At 69.5% G+C, this 15,328-nt stretch carries 15 protein-coding genes; 6 read left to right on the forward strand and 9 right to left on the reverse strand.

What is annotated here, in order from left to right:
* Positions 1-100: 100 nt before the first annotated feature.
* The 5 genes from FSV73_RS16120 to FSV73_RS16140 form a co-directional block, all read right to left on the reverse strand.
* Positions 101-577: a GNAT family N-acetyltransferase gene (locus FSV73_RS16120; RefSeq protein WP_145008855.1), complete on the reverse strand. Its 477-nt coding sequence runs from the start codon at positions 575-577 to the stop codon at positions 101-103.
* Positions 578-630: 53 nt separating this feature from the next.
* Positions 631-963, reverse strand: a complete 333-nt coding sequence (locus FSV73_RS16125) for a hypothetical protein (RefSeq protein WP_145008856.1) — start codon at positions 961-963, stop codon at positions 631-633.
* A 14-nt stretch (positions 964-977) separates the two neighbouring features.
* Positions 978-1,634: a DUF2726 domain-containing protein gene (locus FSV73_RS16130; protein WP_145008857.1), complete on the reverse strand. Its 657-nt coding sequence runs from the start codon at positions 1,632-1,634 to the stop codon at positions 978-980.
* Between the two features lie 70 nt (positions 1,635-1,704).
* Positions 1,705-2,085, reverse strand: coding sequence for a lysozyme inhibitor LprI family protein (locus tag FSV73_RS16135; RefSeq protein ID WP_145008858.1), 381 nt, complete (start codon positions 2,083-2,085; stop codon positions 1,705-1,707).
* 54 nt (positions 2,086-2,139) lie between these two features.
* Complete coding sequence (locus FSV73_RS16140) at positions 2,140-3,093, reverse strand: LysR substrate-binding domain-containing protein (protein WP_145008859.1); 954 nt, start codon at positions 3,091-3,093, stop codon at positions 2,140-2,142.
* Between the two features lie 108 nt (positions 3,094-3,201).
* On the opposite strand from FSV73_RS16140, the gene FSV73_RS16145 reads away from it, so the two are divergent.
* Both FSV73_RS16145 and FSV73_RS16150 read left to right on the forward strand, forming a co-directional pair.
* On the forward strand, positions 3,202-4,104 hold the full coding sequence (locus FSV73_RS16145) for a DMT family transporter (RefSeq protein ID WP_145008860.1): 903 nt from the start codon (positions 3,202-3,204) through the stop codon (positions 4,102-4,104).
* Between the two features lie 24 nt (positions 4,105-4,128).
* Entirely contained in the window at positions 4,129-5,022 is an 894-nt protein-coding gene (locus tag FSV73_RS16150; RefSeq protein ID WP_145008861.1) for a DMT family transporter, read from the forward strand.
* Here FSV73_RS16150 and FSV73_RS16155 read toward each other — a convergent pair.
* A complete protein-coding gene (locus FSV73_RS16155) occupies positions 5,019-5,924 on the reverse strand; it encodes a LysR family transcriptional regulator (protein ID WP_145008862.1) in 906 nt (301 codons plus the stop codon). The genes FSV73_RS16150 and FSV73_RS16155 overlap by 4 nt on opposite strands.
* Positions 5,925-6,031: 107 nt before the next feature.
* Between FSV73_RS16155 and FSV73_RS16160 the strand changes: the two genes are divergently transcribed.
* Complete coding sequence (locus FSV73_RS16160) at positions 6,032-7,345, forward strand: SGNH/GDSL hydrolase family protein (protein WP_145008863.1); 1,314 nt, start codon at positions 6,032-6,034, stop codon at positions 7,343-7,345.
* 10 nt (positions 7,346-7,355) lie between these two features.
* Here FSV73_RS16160 and FSV73_RS16165 read toward each other — a convergent pair whose 3' ends face one another.
* From FSV73_RS16165 to paoA, 3 genes are read right to left on the reverse strand one after another with little or no spacing between them, the layout of a single operon-like run.
* Positions 7,356-9,578 carry a xanthine dehydrogenase family protein molybdopterin-binding subunit gene (locus tag FSV73_RS16165; RefSeq protein ID WP_145008864.1) on the reverse strand — a complete coding sequence of 741 codons (2,223 nt, stop codon included), beginning with the start codon at positions 9,576-9,578 and terminating at the stop codon, positions 7,356-7,358.
* A 10-nt stretch (positions 9,579-9,588) separates the two neighbouring features.
* Positions 9,589-10,569: an FAD binding domain-containing protein gene (locus FSV73_RS16170; protein WP_145008865.1), complete on the reverse strand. Its 981-nt coding sequence runs from the start codon at positions 10,567-10,569 to the stop codon at positions 9,589-9,591.
* Entirely contained in the window at positions 10,566-11,234 is a 669-nt protein-coding gene (gene paoA, locus FSV73_RS16175; RefSeq protein WP_145008866.1) for an aldehyde dehydrogenase iron-sulfur subunit PaoA, read from the reverse strand. Before paoA ends, FSV73_RS16170 begins: the two co-directional genes overlap by 4 nt.
* A gap of 318 nt (positions 11,235-11,552) precedes the next feature.
* Between paoA and FSV73_RS16180 the strand changes: the two genes are divergently transcribed.
* The 3 genes from FSV73_RS16180 to FSV73_RS16190 are packed head-to-tail and all read left to right on the forward strand — an operon-like array spanning position 11,553 to position 15,288.
* Positions 11,553-12,083: a (2Fe-2S)-binding protein gene (locus FSV73_RS16180; RefSeq protein WP_058768994.1), complete on the forward strand. Its 531-nt coding sequence runs from the start codon at positions 11,553-11,555 to the stop codon at positions 12,081-12,083.
* The gene (locus tag FSV73_RS16185) at positions 12,080-13,066 is read left to right on the forward strand and encodes an FAD binding domain-containing protein (RefSeq protein ID WP_145008867.1); all 987 of its coding nucleotides are present in this window, start codon (positions 12,080-12,082) and stop codon (positions 13,064-13,066) included. Before FSV73_RS16180 ends, FSV73_RS16185 begins: the two co-directional genes overlap by 4 nt.
* Positions 13,063-15,288: a xanthine dehydrogenase family protein molybdopterin-binding subunit gene (locus tag FSV73_RS16190; protein ID WP_145008868.1), complete on the forward strand. Its 2,226-nt coding sequence runs from the start codon at positions 13,063-13,065 to the stop codon at positions 15,286-15,288. The genes FSV73_RS16185 and FSV73_RS16190 overlap by 4 nt, the downstream gene beginning before the upstream one ends.
* Positions 15,289-15,328: the final 40 nt, after the last annotated feature.

Consider the following 15,328-nt stretch of genomic DNA (forward strand, 5'->3'; position numbering starts at 1 on the left):
CGAGGGAGCAGGACGACCGCGCGGACTGCGCGAACCGGGCCAACTCTGGCATAGCGCTGAGGGGGGTGCGATTACAGTTGTGTAAGGTTCGCCGGTTGGCTCAGTCGCGCAACGCCTTGGCCAAAATCCGCGACTGGCCATGGAAATCCTGGCGGGCATAGAAGGCCTGGGCGTCGTGATTGAATTCCATGACTTCCAGGCGCAACTCGTCGACGTCGTTGGCCTTGGCCCAGGCTTCCACCTCGGCCAGCAGGCGCGCGCCCACGCCCTGGCCTCGGTGGCTGGCGGCCACCACCAGGGTGCCGATCCGGCAGAGCACCAGTGGCTGCAGGAAGGAAATCCCGCGGGTGTCGGACAGGCGAGCGGTGACGAAGCCCACCAGCTCGTCGCGCTGCTCGGCAACGAAGAGGACGCCATCCTCGGGCTCCAGCTGCGCCGCCCAATAGTCCTGGTCGCGCCAGCCGCCCGAGGGCGCCGCGAAGGTCTCCGGCGCCTGCTCGTGGTGGTGTTCGGCGAGTTGTTCGGCCAGGGTGCAGAGGGCGGCGAGGTCTGTGACGACGGCGGGGCGGATACGCAAGGGCGGTGCTCGCAACGGAAAATGACCTTTCACCTTACGCCCCGCGACCCGGCTCAGGAAGTCTGGGCGTCCGTATCGAGTTGCCCATACCAGTCGGCGTAGGGCGTGTTCTTCGCCAGGTGGCGGTTGTAGTCGGGCGCGCCATCCGTCCACCAGACCGGACCCCGCTCGCCCAGGGCGCGCTTGGCGGCGTCCACCGCGGCGCGGGCATCACGCAAGGCTGCTTCATCCCCCTGGCGCTTGGCCACGCCAACCTGGCGGCGGGCGTCCATCAGCTCGTGGGTCAGGGCCGTGCGGCGGTCGCTGGGCAGGTCGGGATCGGTGCAGCGCCAGAGCCGGCCCCTGACCACGAAGTAGCGACCATCCGGGGTGGTGGGGTAGCGCATGGGCAGGCCTCGGTTCAGTCGTCGATGTCGCGCAGGGCGCGGCAGTCCGGATAGGTCGAGCAGGCCCAGAATTCCCGGCCCTGGTGGCGTCCGCTACGGGCGCGACGCCGCACCATGGGCGCCTGGCACTCGGGGCACTCCGGGGCCAGGCCCTGGCTTGGCTCGCTCGCGCGAGGGCGCGAACGCCGGCCGCCGAACACGGCGTCGCGCACGGCGCTGGCGGAATAGCGCGCCGCGGCCGGGATCTCCACCAAGCGCAACTGGGCCGCTTCGCACACCGACCGCACGAAGCGATCACGCTGCTGCCGGTGACGTTGCAGGTGGGACCTGTCGTTGAGTTCCACCACCGCATGCACGGCGAGGTCGTCGCGACGGCAGATGGCGAAATCGAAGTGCTTGGCGTTGATGCGGTTCTGGGCGATGAGATAGCGCCGCCGGTCACGCAGCGGCAGGGTCTGCACCACGTCGGCGATGCGCACCTTGCCGAACACCCGGTAGTCGTCGCCCACGGCTTCGTCGAGCACGGCGAGGAAGGCTTGTTCGGCGGGGGTGAAGAGGGCTTCGACCTGGCGATAGGGAAAGGCGGCCTGACGGCGGCGGTGCCACCACCAGCTTGCCCCGAGCAGCAGCAGTCCGGCCAGGACCACCAGGGGCAGGTAACGCTCGTACATCGCGAACTCCAACAGCGGGGCGCCATGATAGTGAGTTCCGGCGCGGGGCGGCAGCGGCGGCGACGAAGCGTCAGTCGCGCCGCGGCGCCTGGCGTTGCAGGTCGTCCAGGCGCAGCAGGGTCATGGACTTCAGACAGCTCAGATACTGCAGCTGCTGCATGGCGCCGCTGAAACCCCGGGTCGCCGTGGCGCACCGGGGCGCCCGGTCGTCCTGCCAGAGGCGTTGCAGGCGTTCCAAGTTGGGGCGCTGGGCCGGGCTGCTGGCGGCCAGCGACCGGGCGTAGACGGCGCCCAGCCGGCTTTCCGCCGCCGCCAGGTCCAGGGCGGCGCAGGCGGCCAGTTGGCGCTCATCGCCTTGGCGATCGCACTCGGCCGGCGGCGGCTCGGCGGCCCGCACCGAGGTCGCGAGCAGCAGGGCGAGGAGGAGGGAGGACAGGCGGGAAGCGCTCATGAAGGACGACTGTTCCGGTGGCAGCGCTTCTAGACTGCCGTAAAGAACGGCTTCTCACCAGGCACCATCGGTCTCCTGCCGTTGGCCATGGGTGTCGCGGAAGAGGCGCACCTGCTCCAGCAACCAGGCGATCCAACGCTGCACCGGCGCCGCCACCGGGCCCTTGGGCAACACCAGGAAGTAGCCCTGGGGCGAAAGCTGGTTGAACTGGTCCGGCAGCGGGCGGACCAGGGCGCCACTGGCCAGCAGCCGCTGGGCCAGCACGCAACCACCGAGGGCGACGCCCTTGCCGGCCGCCGCCTGTTGCAGCGCCATGCCGCTCAGGGAATAGCGCGGGCCGCGCAGGCTGTCGCTCAGGCTGACGTCCTGGCTGGCGAACCAGTCCTGCCAGGCATTGAATCTGCTGCTGGGCCGACCCGCGCGCCAGCCGCCTGGCCATTCGGCATGCAGCAGGGGATAGTCCAGCAAGGCCGCGGGCGCCGCCAGCGGCGAGGGAATCAGCGCCGGACTGCAGACCGGGAAGATCCACTCGCGCAGCAGCAGCCGGGTCTCGCCATCCTGCCAGTCACCGCGGCCATAGCGGATCGCCGCCTGGGTGCCGCCTTCGGTGCCGAGGGGGACGATGGCGGACGAGGCGTCGAGGAAGACCTCGATATCGGGATGCTGGCGCTGGAAGTCTTCCAGGCGCGGCAGCAGCCATTCCTGGCCGAAGGTGGGCGGTGCGCTGACGGTCAGCACGCTGCTCTTGAGCCGTGCCCGGGCCACGGCATGGGTCAGGCCGTCGAGATGAGGGGCGATCTCGGTGGCCAGGGCGCGCCCCTGCACGGTGAGCCGCACGCCCTGGGGCAGGCGCTCGAACAGGGCCTGCCCCAGCTCCTCTTCCAGCAGGCGGATCTGCCGGCTGATGGCACCGGCGGTGACGTGAAGTTCGTCCGCGGCCTTGGCGAAATGCTGGTGGCGGGCCGCCACGGCGAAGGCGCGCAAGGCGTTGAGGGGGAGGGCGGTCATGGCAGTTAGCCTTAGTTTTCCTGAGCCTGACGCCCATTAAACATCGTTTGTCGGACCTATTCAGCCACCTGCACCATCGCCGCACTGTCTTTTCTCGGAGCCACCCCCATGCGCAAGGAACTGGACGCCCCCGCAGTGCTGCTGATGCTGGTGCTCTGCCTGGTGTGGGGGCTGCAGCAGACCGCGATCAAGGCCATCGCCGAACAGGTGGATCCGCTGCTGCAGATCGGCTGGCGCTCGCTGCTGGCGGCGGGCTTGCTCTATGCCCTGGCCCGCTGGCGCGGCATCCGCTGTCTGGGCCGCGACCAGACCCTGGTGCCCGGCCTGCTGGCCGGCTCGCTGTTCGCCCTGGAATTCCTCTGCATGGCGGTGGGCCTGAAGTACACCAGCGCCGCGCACATGGTGGTGTTCATCTATACCGCGCCGCTGTTCGCCGCCTGCGGCCTGCATTGGCTGGTGCCGGGCGAGCGCTTGTCGGCGCGCCAGTGGCTGGGCATCGGCCTGGCGAGCACGGGGGTGGTCTGCGCCTTCCTGATCGGCCAGCCGAGTGGCGCGACCAGTTGGCGCGGCGATCTCATCGGCCTGCTCGGCGGCGCCTGCTGGGGCGCCACCACGGTGCTGATCCGTCGCAGCGCCCTGGCCGAGGCGCCGCCGCTGCGCACCCTGTTCTATCAACTCGGCGTGACCGGGGTGGTGCTGCTGGCCCTGGCCCTGCCGCTGGGCAAGCGCCTCGATCTGGCCGGCCTGGATTCCCTGGCCTGGTCGAGCCTGGCGTTCCAGGTGTTCATCGTCGCCGGGGCGAGCCTGCTCGGCTGGTTCGTGCTGCTCAGCCGCTATCGCGCCGCGCCCCTGGGGGTGCTGACCCTGCTCACGCCGCTGTTCGGCGTGCTGATGGGCGTCTGGCTGCTGAAAGAGACGCCGGGCCCCGGTTTTCTCGCGGGCGCCGCCCTGGTGCTCAGCGGTCTGCTGATCGTCAGCTATCCTTCCCGCTCGCGACCGGCGCCCTGCTGACTCGCCTGGCCGTACGAGAACTCGATGCCGTCCACCGCCCTGCACCCCTGGCTGTTGCGCCTCATCCCGCTGGTCTTCCTCGCCCTCTGGTCCGCCGGCTTCGCCGTCTCCAAGGTGGGCCTGGCCTATGCGCCGCCCTTCACCATCCTGACGATGCGCTATGCGCTGGCCTTCAGCGTGCTGCTGGTGGCCTTCCTGATCCTCCGGCCGCCGTTGCCACGCACGCGCCGGGAGTGGGCGAATCTCGCCGTGGTGGGCTTCCTCATCCAGGGCGTCTACTTCGGCATGAGCTATGGCGCCCTGGTGCTGGGTGCCTCGGCCAACGTGGTGGCCATGGTCGCCTCGCTGCAACCTATCCTGGTCGCCCTGGGCGCGCCGCTGCTGGTGGGCGAGCGGGTGGCGCCGCTGCAATGGCTGGGGCTGGCGCTCGGCCTGCTGGGCGCCATCGGGGTGATCCTGGCGCGCGCCAGCGTCGCCGTGGAGTCCGGCCTGGGCATCCTGCTGGCGGTGGGGGCGTTGCTGGGCATGACCAGCGCGGTGCTCTACGAGAAGCGCCTGGGCGTGGCCCAGCATCCGGTGACCAACAACCTGGTGCAGTACAGCGTCGGCCTGGTCTGCTGCGCGCCGGTGGCGCTGCTGTTCGAGCACAGTCCGGTGCACTGGGCGCCGGCCTTCATCGGCGCCCTGGCCTACCTGGTGCTGGCCAATTCGCTGCTGGCCATCAGCCTGCTGGTGTGGATGATCCGCGCCGGCGAGGCGGCGCGGGTCAGCGCTTTGTTCTTCTGCGTCCCGCCGGGCGCGGCCCTGAGCGCCTGGCTGCTGCTGGGCGAGACCCTGCCCCCGCTGGCCTGGGCGGCCATGGTGATCGCCATCGGCGGCGTGCTGCTGGCGACCCGTACGGGGCGCAAGGCGGGCTAGCGGGGCTCCGCCAGCACCACGCGCTCGGCGAGGAAATCGAGGAACACGCGGATCCGTTGGGGCATGGCGCCGCCCTGGCCCAGGTAGACGGCATGGATCTCCTCGCGGTCGCCCGGGTTGCAGTCCTGCAGCACCGCCCGCAGGCGACCCGCGGCGAGATCCTCCGCGACTTGGAAGGCCGCCAGCCGCGCCAGGCCGACGCCGGCCAGCGCCAGGTGCCGCAGGGCCTCGCCGTCACTGGCCTGGACCGTGCCCGAGAGCGGCAGGGTCAGCAGCTCGGCGCCCTGGCGCAGCGGCCAACCGGGTTGTGCCCGGGCATAGTTGGCGCCCAGCCGGTTATGCCCGAGCAGGTCGTCGGGCGTAAGGGGCAGTCCCTGCCGTGCCAGATAGTGGGGCGCACCCACGATCAGCATGGGCGTCGCCCCCAGCCGGCGCGCCACCAGCTGGGAGTCCTTCAGCCGTCCGGCGCGGATGGCCACGTCGGTGCGTTGCTCCAGCAGGTCGACCACCTCGTCGGTCAGCACCAGCTCCAGGGTCACCTCGGGATAGCGGGCGAGAAAGTCGGGCAGCAGCGGCAACAACACATGGTGGCCGAAGGGTACGTTGGCGTTGATGCGCAGGCGGCCGCGCGGCGTGCTGGCGGCGCTGCCGCAGCGCTCGGCGTCCTCCAGGTCGGCGAGCAGCCGCACGCCGCGCTCGTAGAAGGCGCAGCCTTCGGCGGTGAGCTGCAGCTGGCGCGTGGACCTGTTGAGCAGGCGCGTGCCCAGGCGCTGTTCGAGCCGGGTGACCAGTTTGCTGACGGCCGAAGGCGTCAGGCCGCTCAGGCGTGCGGCACTGGAAAAGCCGCCGGCTTCCACCACCCGCACGAAGACCTCCAGTTCGCCGAAACGATTGACGCCCATCTCCTGCGCTCCTGTGAATCTCATTCATCAATGTTGTTCCAGGAGGCAGTCTATTCGTCTTTCGTGGTCGACGGCAGGATAGGGCTTTCCCACCCTGGAGCCCGCCGATGGCCGTTCTTCCCGTTTCCCCAAGCCTGGCGAAAGCCGGTTCGCTGCTGTGTACCCTGGCGCTGGGTCTACTGGCCGGTGAGACTGCCCGGGCCAGTTCAGCCGTGCCGCCACCCCACTGGGTGGCGACTTGGCAGGCCAGTCCCCAGCCGGTCTGGGGAGCGGATTTCCTCTTTCCCACCCATCTACCGCCGCAGCTGGACGACCAGACGGTACGCCAGGTCGCGCGCCTGAGCCTGGGCGGCGAACGGCTGCGGGTGCTGTTTTCCAATGCCTATGGCCGGCAGCCCGTCACCCTCGGGCCGGTGACCCTGGCGTTGCCGGCGGCGATGGCGGGCAGTGTCGCGGCGGACAGTCTCGAGGCGGTCACCTTCAGCGGCCGGCCCACCTCGGTCATTCCCGCGGGCGGCGAGTTGCTCAGCGATCCCGTCGCCCTGCCCGTCGCGGCCCTGGCCCAGGTCGTCGTCAGCTTCCATCTGCCGCGGCCCACATCCATGACCACCTTCCATTGGGACGGTCGGCAGACCGGCTGGATCGTGCCGGGCGACCAGACCCTCGCCCCTCGCCTGGACGCCGGCGGCCAGGTGCTGGAGACCACCGCACGACCGCTGCTGGCGGGCATCCAGGTGGAGACCATCGCGTCCGGTCGTAGCGTGGTGGTCATCGGCGACTCCATCACCGATGGCGCCACGGCCAGCCTGGACCGCGACCAGCGCTGGCCGGACGTCCTCGCCGAACGCCTGGCGCCGCATGGGGTAGCGGTGGTCAACGCCGGTATCTCGGGAGCCCGCTTGCTGAGCGACGGCATGGGCGTCAAGGCCCTGGACCGCCTGGACTGTGATGTCCTGGCACAGCCCGGCGTGGCCAGCGTCATCGTGCTGCTGGGCATCAACGACATCGCCTGGCCGGGGACCGCCTTCGCCCGGACGGCTTCGCGACCGAGCCTGGAAGACCTCATCGCCGGCTATCGACAGCTGATCCAGCGCGCCCACGCCCGGGGGCTCAGGGTCCTGGGCGCGACCTTGACCCCTTTCGCCGGCGCCCTGCCCGGCACGCCCCTGGCCGACTACTACCAGCCGGCCAAGGAAGAGTTGCGCCAGCGCCTCAACGCCTGGATCCGCACCAGCGGTGCCTTCGATGCGGTGGTGGATGCCGACGCCGCGCTGCGCGATCCCCGCCAACCGACGCGGCTCGCGGCCGAGTACGACTCCGGTGACCACCTGCACCCGGGGGATGCGGGCAATCGCGCCCTCGCCGCGGCGGTGGACCTGGCGGCGCTGCTGCCCGCGGTCGCCAGCGGGCCGCAGCCCTGACCACTCGGCGTCAGGTCGTCTTCAGCCCCGCCAGCACCTTGTCCACCGTCAGCGGATAGTCGCGGATGCGTACCCCGCAGGCGTTGTAGACGGCGTTGGTGAGGGACGCTCCCGCGCCGCAGATCCCCAGTTCGCCCACCCCCTTGATCTTCAGCGGATTGGCCTTGTCGTCCACTTCCGGCAGGAAGTAGGCCTCGATGGCGGGGATGTCCAGGTGGCTGGGGTAGTGGTAGTCGGCCAGGTCGTGGTTGACGAAGTGGCCATGGCGGGTATCGATCACCCCCTCTTCGTGCAGGGCGCTGCCCACGCCCCAGATCATCCCGCCGAGCATCTGCGAGTGGGCGGTCTTCTCGTTGAGGATGCGCCCGGCGGCGAACACCCCGAGCATGCGTCTCAGGTGGATCTCGCCGGTGATGGCATGCACCCCCACCTCGGCGAAGAAGGCGCCATAGCCCTGCTGCGAATAATCCTTGAGCGTCTGCCCCGGCTTGATCTCGCCGATGGCCTGGAGATCATGCTCGCGGGCCAGTTCGGCGAGGTCGCGGCTGCCGTTGTCGGCGATCAGGCGTCCCCCCACGAAGCGCGCGCTGGCCGGGTCCAGGCCGGCCGCCTGGGCCGCTTTCAGCCGTAGATTCTCGCAGGCCAGGTACACCGAGGAGCCGGAGCTGGCGGCGCCGAAGGAACCACCGGAGCCCGCGCCGGCCGGGTCGTCGCTGTCGCCCAGCAGCACCTTGACCCGCTCCACCGGCAGGCCGAGGGATTCCCCGGCGATCTGCGCCAGGATGGTATAGGTCCCGGTGCCGATGTCGGTCATGGAGGTCTTCACCGTGGCCGTGCCGTCGGCCTCCAGCCGGACCCCGGCCTGCGAGGGGCGCATCACGTTGGCGCGGCTGGCGGCGGCCATGCCCATCCCGACCAGCCAGTCACCGTCGCGGACCTGCCCGGGCTTGGCGTTGCGCTGGTTCCAGCCGAAGCGGCGGGCGCCTTCCTGCAGGCAATCCACCAGCTTGCGGGTGGAGAAGGGGATGTGTTTTTCCGGGTCCTGGCTGGGTTCGTTGCGCAGGCGCAGCTCGATGGGGTCGAGATCGAGCATCACCGCCAGCTCGTCCATGGCGCTCTCGCTGGCGAGCATGCCCACCGCTTCGCCGGGGGCGCGGCAGGAGCCAGACTCGGGCAGGTCCAGCTCGACCATGCGGTGCGCCACCAGGCGGTCATCGCCAGCATAGAGGGTGCGCGAGGAGAGCCCGGTGGGTTCGTAGTAGGTCAGGCCACGGGCGGAGTGGGACCAGCCCTCGTGGGCCATGGCCAGGATGCGCCCCTGGCGGTCGGCGCCCAGGCGAATCCGTTGCACCGTGGCCGAGCGATGGTCGGTGATCTGGAACATCTGCTGGCGGGTGAGGGTGACCTTGACCGGCCGGCCGATGGCGCGGGCGGCCATGGCGCCGATCAGGGCGTCGGCATAGATCGGCAGCTTGCCGCCGAAGCCGCCGCCGATGTAGCGCGCCACGATGCGCACCTTGTCCTTGGGCAGCTGCAGGGTGTTGGCCACGCACGTCTGCGCCTGCTCGACGAACTGGGTGGAGCAATAGATCGTCACCCGGTCGCCGTCCCACTGCGCCAGGCTGGCGTGGGGCTCCATCTGCGCATGGATGTGGTAGGGCGTGGTGTAGCGCTCGTCGAGCTTGACCGGGGCCCGGGCGAAGGCCGCGTCGACGTCGCCCGAGGCGGTGTCGGTGGGCTGGTCGGCATCCGGCGGCTTGACCGCCTGGCCGAGATTGGCCGCCAGGTCGAAGACGCCCGGTTCGGCGGCGTAGTCGATCTCCACCAGGGCCGCCGCCAGGCGCGCCTCCTCGAAGCTCTCGGCGACCACGAAGGCCACCGGCTCGCCGAAATAGCGCACCTGGTCGCTGTCCAGGTAGGGCTTGGGCCGGGTGAAGCGACCGCTGTTGTCCGGCTCGCGGGCGGCCTGGCGAGGGGCATTGCGATAGGAGAGCACGGTCAGCACGCCCGGCGCGCTTTCCGCTGCGGAGGTGTCCAGGCGCCGGATACGACCCTTGGCGATGGTGGCGCCGACGATGAAGCCGTAGGCGGCCCGGTCGTTGCGGAATTCGAAGCTGTAGGGCGCCTGGCCGGTGACCTTGAGCACGCCGTCGACGCGGTCGATGGGCTTGCCGATCAGGCCGCCGCGATTCTCGTCGATCAGGTTGCGGCCAGCGGGTTCATTCATTTCCATGGGGCTATCCTCAGGCCTGTTGGCGGGCATCGGCCACGCCGGCGCGCAGGACGCGGCGGGTCAGCTCGAGCTTGAAGTCGTTATGGCCATAGCCGCGGGCGCCGGCCAGCAGGGCATCGCCCACCGCCGCCAGCTCACCGTCCACCGCCTGGCCGGCGAAGGCCTGGTCGGCGGCGGCCACCCGCCAGGGCTTGTGCGCCAGGCCGCCGAAGGCGGCGCGACCGCTGCGGATGCGGTTGCCGTCCAGTTCGACGATGGCCGCCATGGACACCAGGGCGAAGGCATAGGAGGCGCGGTCGCGCACCTTGCGATAGACCTGGATGCCCGGTGGCGGTGGCGGCAGCGTCACGGCGGTGATGAGTTCGCCGGGTTGCAGCACCGTCTCGATCTGCGGGGTGTCGCCGGGCAGGCGATGGAAATCGGCGATCGGGATGCGCCGGGTCCGACCATCGGCCGCGCGGGATTCCACCGTGGCATCCAGCACCCGCATGGCCACCGCCATGTCGGACGGGTGCACGGCGATGCACTGGTCGCTGGCGCCTATCACCGCGTTCATCCGGTTGAAGCCGCCCAGGGCCGCGCAGCCACTGCCGGGCTGGCGTTTGTTGCAGGGCATGGCGGTGTTGTAGAAGTAGGAGCAGCGGGTGCGCTGCAGCAGGTTGCCGCCGGTGGTGGCTTTGTTGCGCAGTTGCGCCGAGGCACCGGCCAAGAGGGCACGCGACAGCACCGGATAGCGCTCGCGCACCCGGGCGTCGGCGGCTAGGGTGGCGTTGCGCACCAGGGTGCCGATGCGCAGGCCGCCGTCCGCGGTGGCGCTGATCTGATCCAGCTTCAGGCGATTGATGTCCAGCACCTGGCTGGGCGTTTCGATCTCCAGCTTCATCAGGTCCAGCAGGTTGGTGCCGCCGGCGATGAACCGGCTGCCGGCCTGGGCGCCCTGACGGCTGGCGTCGCCTTCGGTCTGCACGCGCTGATAGTCGAAGACTCTCATGCCTGGCCCCCCGCCATCTGGATGGCCGCGACGATGTTGGGATAGGCGCTGCAGCGGCAGAGGTTGCCGCTCATGCGTTCGCGGATCTCTTCCTCGCTCAGGCGCATCGGCCCGTCGAGGCGTGCCGAGACGTGACTTGGCATGCCGGCCTTGACCTCCTCCAGCAGCGCCACCGCCGAGCAGATCTGCCCGGGGGTGCAATAGCCGCACTGGAAGCCGTCCTTGGCCAGGAAGGCCGCCTGCATCGGATGCAGGCGCTCGGCGTTGCCCAGGCCCTCGATGGTGGTGATGGCATCACCTTCGTGCATGGCCGCCAGGCTCAGGCAGCTGTTGATGCGCTGGCCGTTCACCATCACCGTGCAGGCGCCGCACTGGCCGTGGTCGCAGCCCTTCTTGGTGCCGGTGAGGTGCAGATTCTCGCGCAGGGCGTCGAGCAGGGTGGTGCGGCTGTCGACCCGCAGCCGCCGCGCCTCGCCGTTGATCTGCAGGGTCAGCGGCAGCAATTGTGGCAGCCGGGCGGCGATGGCCTTGGGCGTCAGGGGCGCGCCGCCGCTGGCCTGGGCGAAGGCATAGCCGGGTATGGCGCTGGTCGCTACCAGTACCGCGGAGGTGCCGAGGAACTGGCGCCGCGACAGGCGCCAGCGTGCATCGGAGTCGGAAGCCATGGGCGAATTCTCATCGTTAGGGGCGCATCACGGGAGTTCTGATGACTGCCCCGCCAGGGCCGGGGTTCAGGGCCTCCCCCGGCTACCGGACCAGGGCCCGTTGCCAGTTGTGTCCTTTCTTCGATAAAGCCCTCTGGCACGCGGCTTTCGCCGTTTCGCTGAAGGCGGCTCAACGGTACGTTGAATACCGCTGGGCAGGGGTGCTGAACCGCCGTGCGTCGGGGGTAGTCCCTTACCTGAGGTGGCCTTTCGCTGTCACCGCCTGATTCCGACCACGGGGGCAATCTGCACCCCGCGGCTTTAACCGTGAGGTCCGCCATGAACGCCACCCCCGCGCGCCAGCTCCCGCCGCTGGCCGAACCCGAGTCCCATACCATCGCCCTGACCCTCAACGGCAAGCAGTTGCAACTCGCCGTCGAGCCCTGGACCACGCTGCTCGACCTGCTGCGCGACCACCTCGATCTCACCGGTACCAAGAAGGGTTGCGACCACGGCCAGTGCGGCGCCTGCACCGTGCTGGTCAACGGCACCCGCATCAACAGCTGCCTGGCCCTGGCGGTGATGCAGGACGGCGCCGAGGTCACCACCGTCGAAGGCCTGGCCCAGGGTGACCAGCTGCACCCCATGCAGGCCGCCTTCGTCGCCGAGGATGCCTTCCAGTGCGGCTATTGCACGCCCGGGCAGATCTGCTCGGCCATCGGCATGCTCAAGGAGGGTCACGCCCACAGCGAAGCCGAGGTGGCCGAGCAGATGAGCGGCAACCTCTGCCGCTGCGGGGCCTACCGCAACATCCGCGCCGCCATCGAGCGGGCGCGTCCGGAGTGCCAGCAAGGGGAGGGCCGCGAATGAACCGCTTCGGTTACGCCAAGCCCAATGCCGTCCCGGATGCCATCCGCCAGCACGGCCCCCAGACCCATTTCATCGCCGGCGGCACCAACCTGCTGGACCTGATGAAGGAAAACGTCGAGCGCCCCGAGCAACTCATCGACGTCAATGGCCTGCCTCTGCGCGAGGTCGAAGCGACCAGCGAAGGCGGCCTGCGTATCGGCGCCCTGGTGAAGAACGCCGAGGTGGCCTACCACCCCGAGGTGCAACGCCGCTATCCGCTGCTGAGCAAGGCGATTCTCGCCGGCGCCTCGCCGCAACTGCGCAACATGGCCTCCACCGGCGGCAACCTGCTGCAGCGCACCCGCTGCTACTACTTCTATGACGTGGGCACGCCGTGCAATAAGCGCGAGCCCGGCTCCGGCTGTGGCGCCCGCGAGGGCCAGAATCGCATCCACGCCATCCTCGGCCACAGCGAGCAGTGCATCGCCACCCATCCCTCGGACATGTGCGTGGCCCTGGCCGCGCTGGAAGCCCGGGTCGAGGTGAGCGGTCCGAGCGGCGAGCGCGTCATCGATTTCGCCGACTTCCATCGCCTGCCCGGCGACACCCCCGAGCGCGACACCAACCTGGCGGCCGACGAACTCATCACCGCCGTGACCCTGCCGGCCGAGGGCCTGGCCGCCCATAGCGCCTACCTGAAGATCCGTGACCGCGCCTCCTACGCCTTCGCCCTGGTCTCGGTGGCGGCCGCTCTGGAACTGGACGGCGAGCGCATCAAGCAGGTCCGCGTCGCCCTCGGCGGCGTGGCCCACAAGCCCTGGCGGCTGCCCGAGGCCGAACAGGCTGTTGTTGGCCAGGTAGCCGACAAGGCCACCTTCGGCCAACTGGCCGATCGTCTGCTGCAAGGCGCCCAAGGCTTCGCCCATAACACCTTCAAGATCGAACTGGCTCGCCGCGCCATCGTGCGGGCGCTCACCGAAGCCGCCGGAGGTACCCTGCAATGACCGTCGTCCATCTGCAAAAAGCCGTTCCCCGCGTCGACGGTCCGCTCAAGGTCACCGGCCTGGCGCTCTATGCCGGCGAATTCAGCGTGCCGGACCTGGCCTTCGGCTTCGTGGTCAACGCCACCATCGCCAAGGGTCGCCTGCTCGACCTGGACGTCAGCGAGGCCCTGGCCCAGCCCGGGGTGATCGAGGTCCTGAGCCATCGCAATCGACCCAAGATGGCCAGCTATGACGAAAGCTACACCGACATGGACGCGGCGGACGGAAAGCCCTTCCGCCCGCTGTACAACGACCGCATCCTCTACAGCGGCCAGCCCATCGCCCTGGTGGTGGCCGAGACCTTCGAGGCCGCGCGCCATGCGGCGTCCTTGATCCGCGCCCGCTACAGCGAGGAAGACCACGCCACCGACCTGGCCAAGGCCCGCGACCAGGCCCATGAGGCGCCCATGGAGTTGCCGGACAACCGCGGCGACGCCCCGGCCGCCTGGGCCGCGGCGCCCACGCGTATCGAAGCCGAGTACCACTCCGCGGCGGAATTCCACAATCCCATGGAGATGCACGCCTCCACCGTCATCTACCACAAGGACGGCAAGCTGACGGTGCACGACAAGACCCAGGGCGTACAGAACAGCGCCCAGTTCGTCAGCAATATCTTCGGCCTGGGCGAGGGCGACGTGAAGGTCATCTCGCCCTTCGTCGGCGGCGCCTTCGGCTCCGGTCTGCGGCCGCAGTACCAGTTGGTGCTGGCGACCATGGCGGCGCTGCAACTCAAGCGCTCGGTGCGGGTGACCCTGACCCGCCAGCAGATGTTCACCTTCGGCTATCGCCCCGAGACCTACCAGCGGATCAAGCTGGCCTGCGATGTGGACGGCAAGCTGCAGGCCATCGACCACAGCGCCCTGGGCATTACCTCCCGCTTCGAAGACTTCACCGAGATGGTGCTGGTCTGGTCGGCGTCGCTCTACGCCTGCCCCAACGTCAAGCTGGCCTACCAGCTGGCTGCGCTGGACGTCTACACCCCGCTGGACATGCGCGCCCCCGGTGCCGTACTCGGCGTCTATGCCCTGGAAAGTGCCCTGGACGAACTGGCCTACGCCGCCGACATCGATCCGCTGGAGCTGCGCATCCGCAACTTCACCGACGTCGATCCGGCCAAGGGCAAGCCCTATTCCAGCAAGGAGCTGCTGGCCTGCTATCGTCAGGCCGCCGAGCGCTTCGGCTGGCAGCAGCGCAGCATGGCGCCGCGCTCCATGCGCGACGGCAACCAGCTGGTGGGCTGGGGCATGGCCACCGGTGTTTGGGAAGCCATGCAGCAACCCGCCACCGCCAAGGCGGTGATGAACATCGACGGCAGCCTGGTGGTCGCCAGCGCCACCTCCGACATCGGCACCGGCACCTACACGGTGATGACCCAGATCGCCGCCGAGAACCTCGGCCTGCCGCTGGACAAGGTCACCTTCAAGCTCGGCGACTCCACCCTACCCAAGGCGCCGCTGGAAGGCGGTTCCTTCACCGTGTCGTCCGTGGGTACCGCGGTGAAACTGGCCTGCGACCAGCTGCGCCAGCAATTGCTGGATGCCGCCAAGGAAATGGACGACTCGCCGCTGGCCAAGGCCGAGCTGGACCAGGTGGTGTTCGCCGACGGTGGCATCAGCCTCAAGACCGATCCGGCCCAGCGCGTCGATTTCACTGCCATCCTCAAGGCCTCGGGCTCGCCGTCCATGGAAACCCTGGCCAGCGCCGAACCGGCGGAAGGCCGTGACGACTACGCCACCGGTACCCATTCGGCGGTGTTCGTCGAGGTCAAGGTGGACGAAGACTTCGGCACCGTCCGCGTCAGTCGCGTGGTCACCGCGGTGGCCGCGGGGCGCATCCTCAACCTCAAGACCGGCGAGAACCAGGTGGCTGGTGGCATCGTCTGGGGCATCGGCATGGGCCTGCAGGAAGAAGGGATGATGGACACCACCGAGGGCCGCTGGATGAACCACAGCCTGGCCGAGTACCACTTCCCGGTGCAGGCCGACATCCAGCAGCTGGAGGTGATCTTCGTCGAGGAACACGACGAGATCGTCAATCCGCTGGGCGCCAAGGGCATCGGCGAGATCGGTATCGTCGGGGTCGCGGCGGCCATCGCCAACGCCATCTTCCACGCCACCGGCAAACGCGTCCGCGACCTGCCCATCACCCTGGACAAAGTCTTCGCCGACGAGCTGCTGCACTAGGCCCCGCCGTCGGGGCCCTGTTGGGCTTCGACGATCAAGC

The organism is Pseudomonas oryzihabitans (genome assembly GCF_007665395.1).
Lineage (GTDB): Bacteria > Pseudomonadota > Gammaproteobacteria > Pseudomonadales > Pseudomonadaceae > Chryseomonas > Chryseomonas psychrotolerans_C.

Bases quoted from the DNA above. Each gene is read 5' to 3' on its own strand.
- FSV73_RS16125 (WP_145008856.1), bottom strand. From the start codon at position 963: ATGCGCTACCCCACCACCCCGGATGGTCGCTACTTCGTGGTCAGGGGC.
- FSV73_RS16130 (WP_145008857.1), bottom strand. From the start codon at position 1,634: ATGTACGAGCGTTACCTGCCCCTGGTGGTCCTGGCCGGACTGCTGCTG.
- FSV73_RS16135 (WP_145008858.1), bottom strand. From the start codon at position 2,085: ATGAGCGCTTCCCGCCTGTCCTCCCTCCTCCTCGCCCTGCTGCTCGCG.
- FSV73_RS16140 (WP_145008859.1), bottom strand. From the start codon at position 3,093: ATGACCGCCCTCCCCCTCAACGCCTTGCGCGCCTTCGCCGTGGCGGCC.
- FSV73_RS16145 (WP_145008860.1), top strand. From the start codon at position 3,202: ATGCGCAAGGAACTGGACGCCCCCGCAGTGCTGCTGATGCTGGTGCTC.
- FSV73_RS16150 (WP_145008861.1), top strand. From the start codon at position 4,129: ATGCCGTCCACCGCCCTGCACCCCTGGCTGTTGCGCCTCATCCCGCTG.
- FSV73_RS16155 (WP_145008862.1), bottom strand. From the start codon at position 5,924: ATGGGCGTCAATCGTTTCGGCGAACTGGAGGTCTTCGTGCGGGTGGTG.
- FSV73_RS16160 (WP_145008863.1), top strand. From the start codon at position 6,032: ATGGCCGTTCTTCCCGTTTCCCCAAGCCTGGCGAAAGCCGGTTCGCTG.
- FSV73_RS16165 (WP_145008864.1), bottom strand. From the start codon at position 9,578: ATGGAAATGAATGAACCCGCTGGCCGCAACCTGATCGACGAGAATCGC.
- FSV73_RS16170 (WP_145008865.1), bottom strand. From the start codon at position 10,569: ATGAGAGTCTTCGACTATCAGCGCGTGCAGACCGAAGGCGACGCCAGC.
- paoA (WP_145008866.1), bottom strand. From the start codon at position 11,234: ATGGCTTCCGACTCCGATGCACGCTGGCGCCTGTCGCGGCGCCAGTTC.
- FSV73_RS16180 (WP_058768994.1), top strand. From the start codon at position 11,553: ATGAACGCCACCCCCGCGCGCCAGCTCCCGCCGCTGGCCGAACCCGAG.
- FSV73_RS16185 (WP_145008867.1), top strand. From the start codon at position 12,080: ATGAACCGCTTCGGTTACGCCAAGCCCAATGCCGTCCCGGATGCCATC.
- FSV73_RS16190 (WP_145008868.1), top strand. From the start codon at position 13,063: ATGACCGTCGTCCATCTGCAAAAAGCCGTTCCCCGCGTCGACGGTCCG.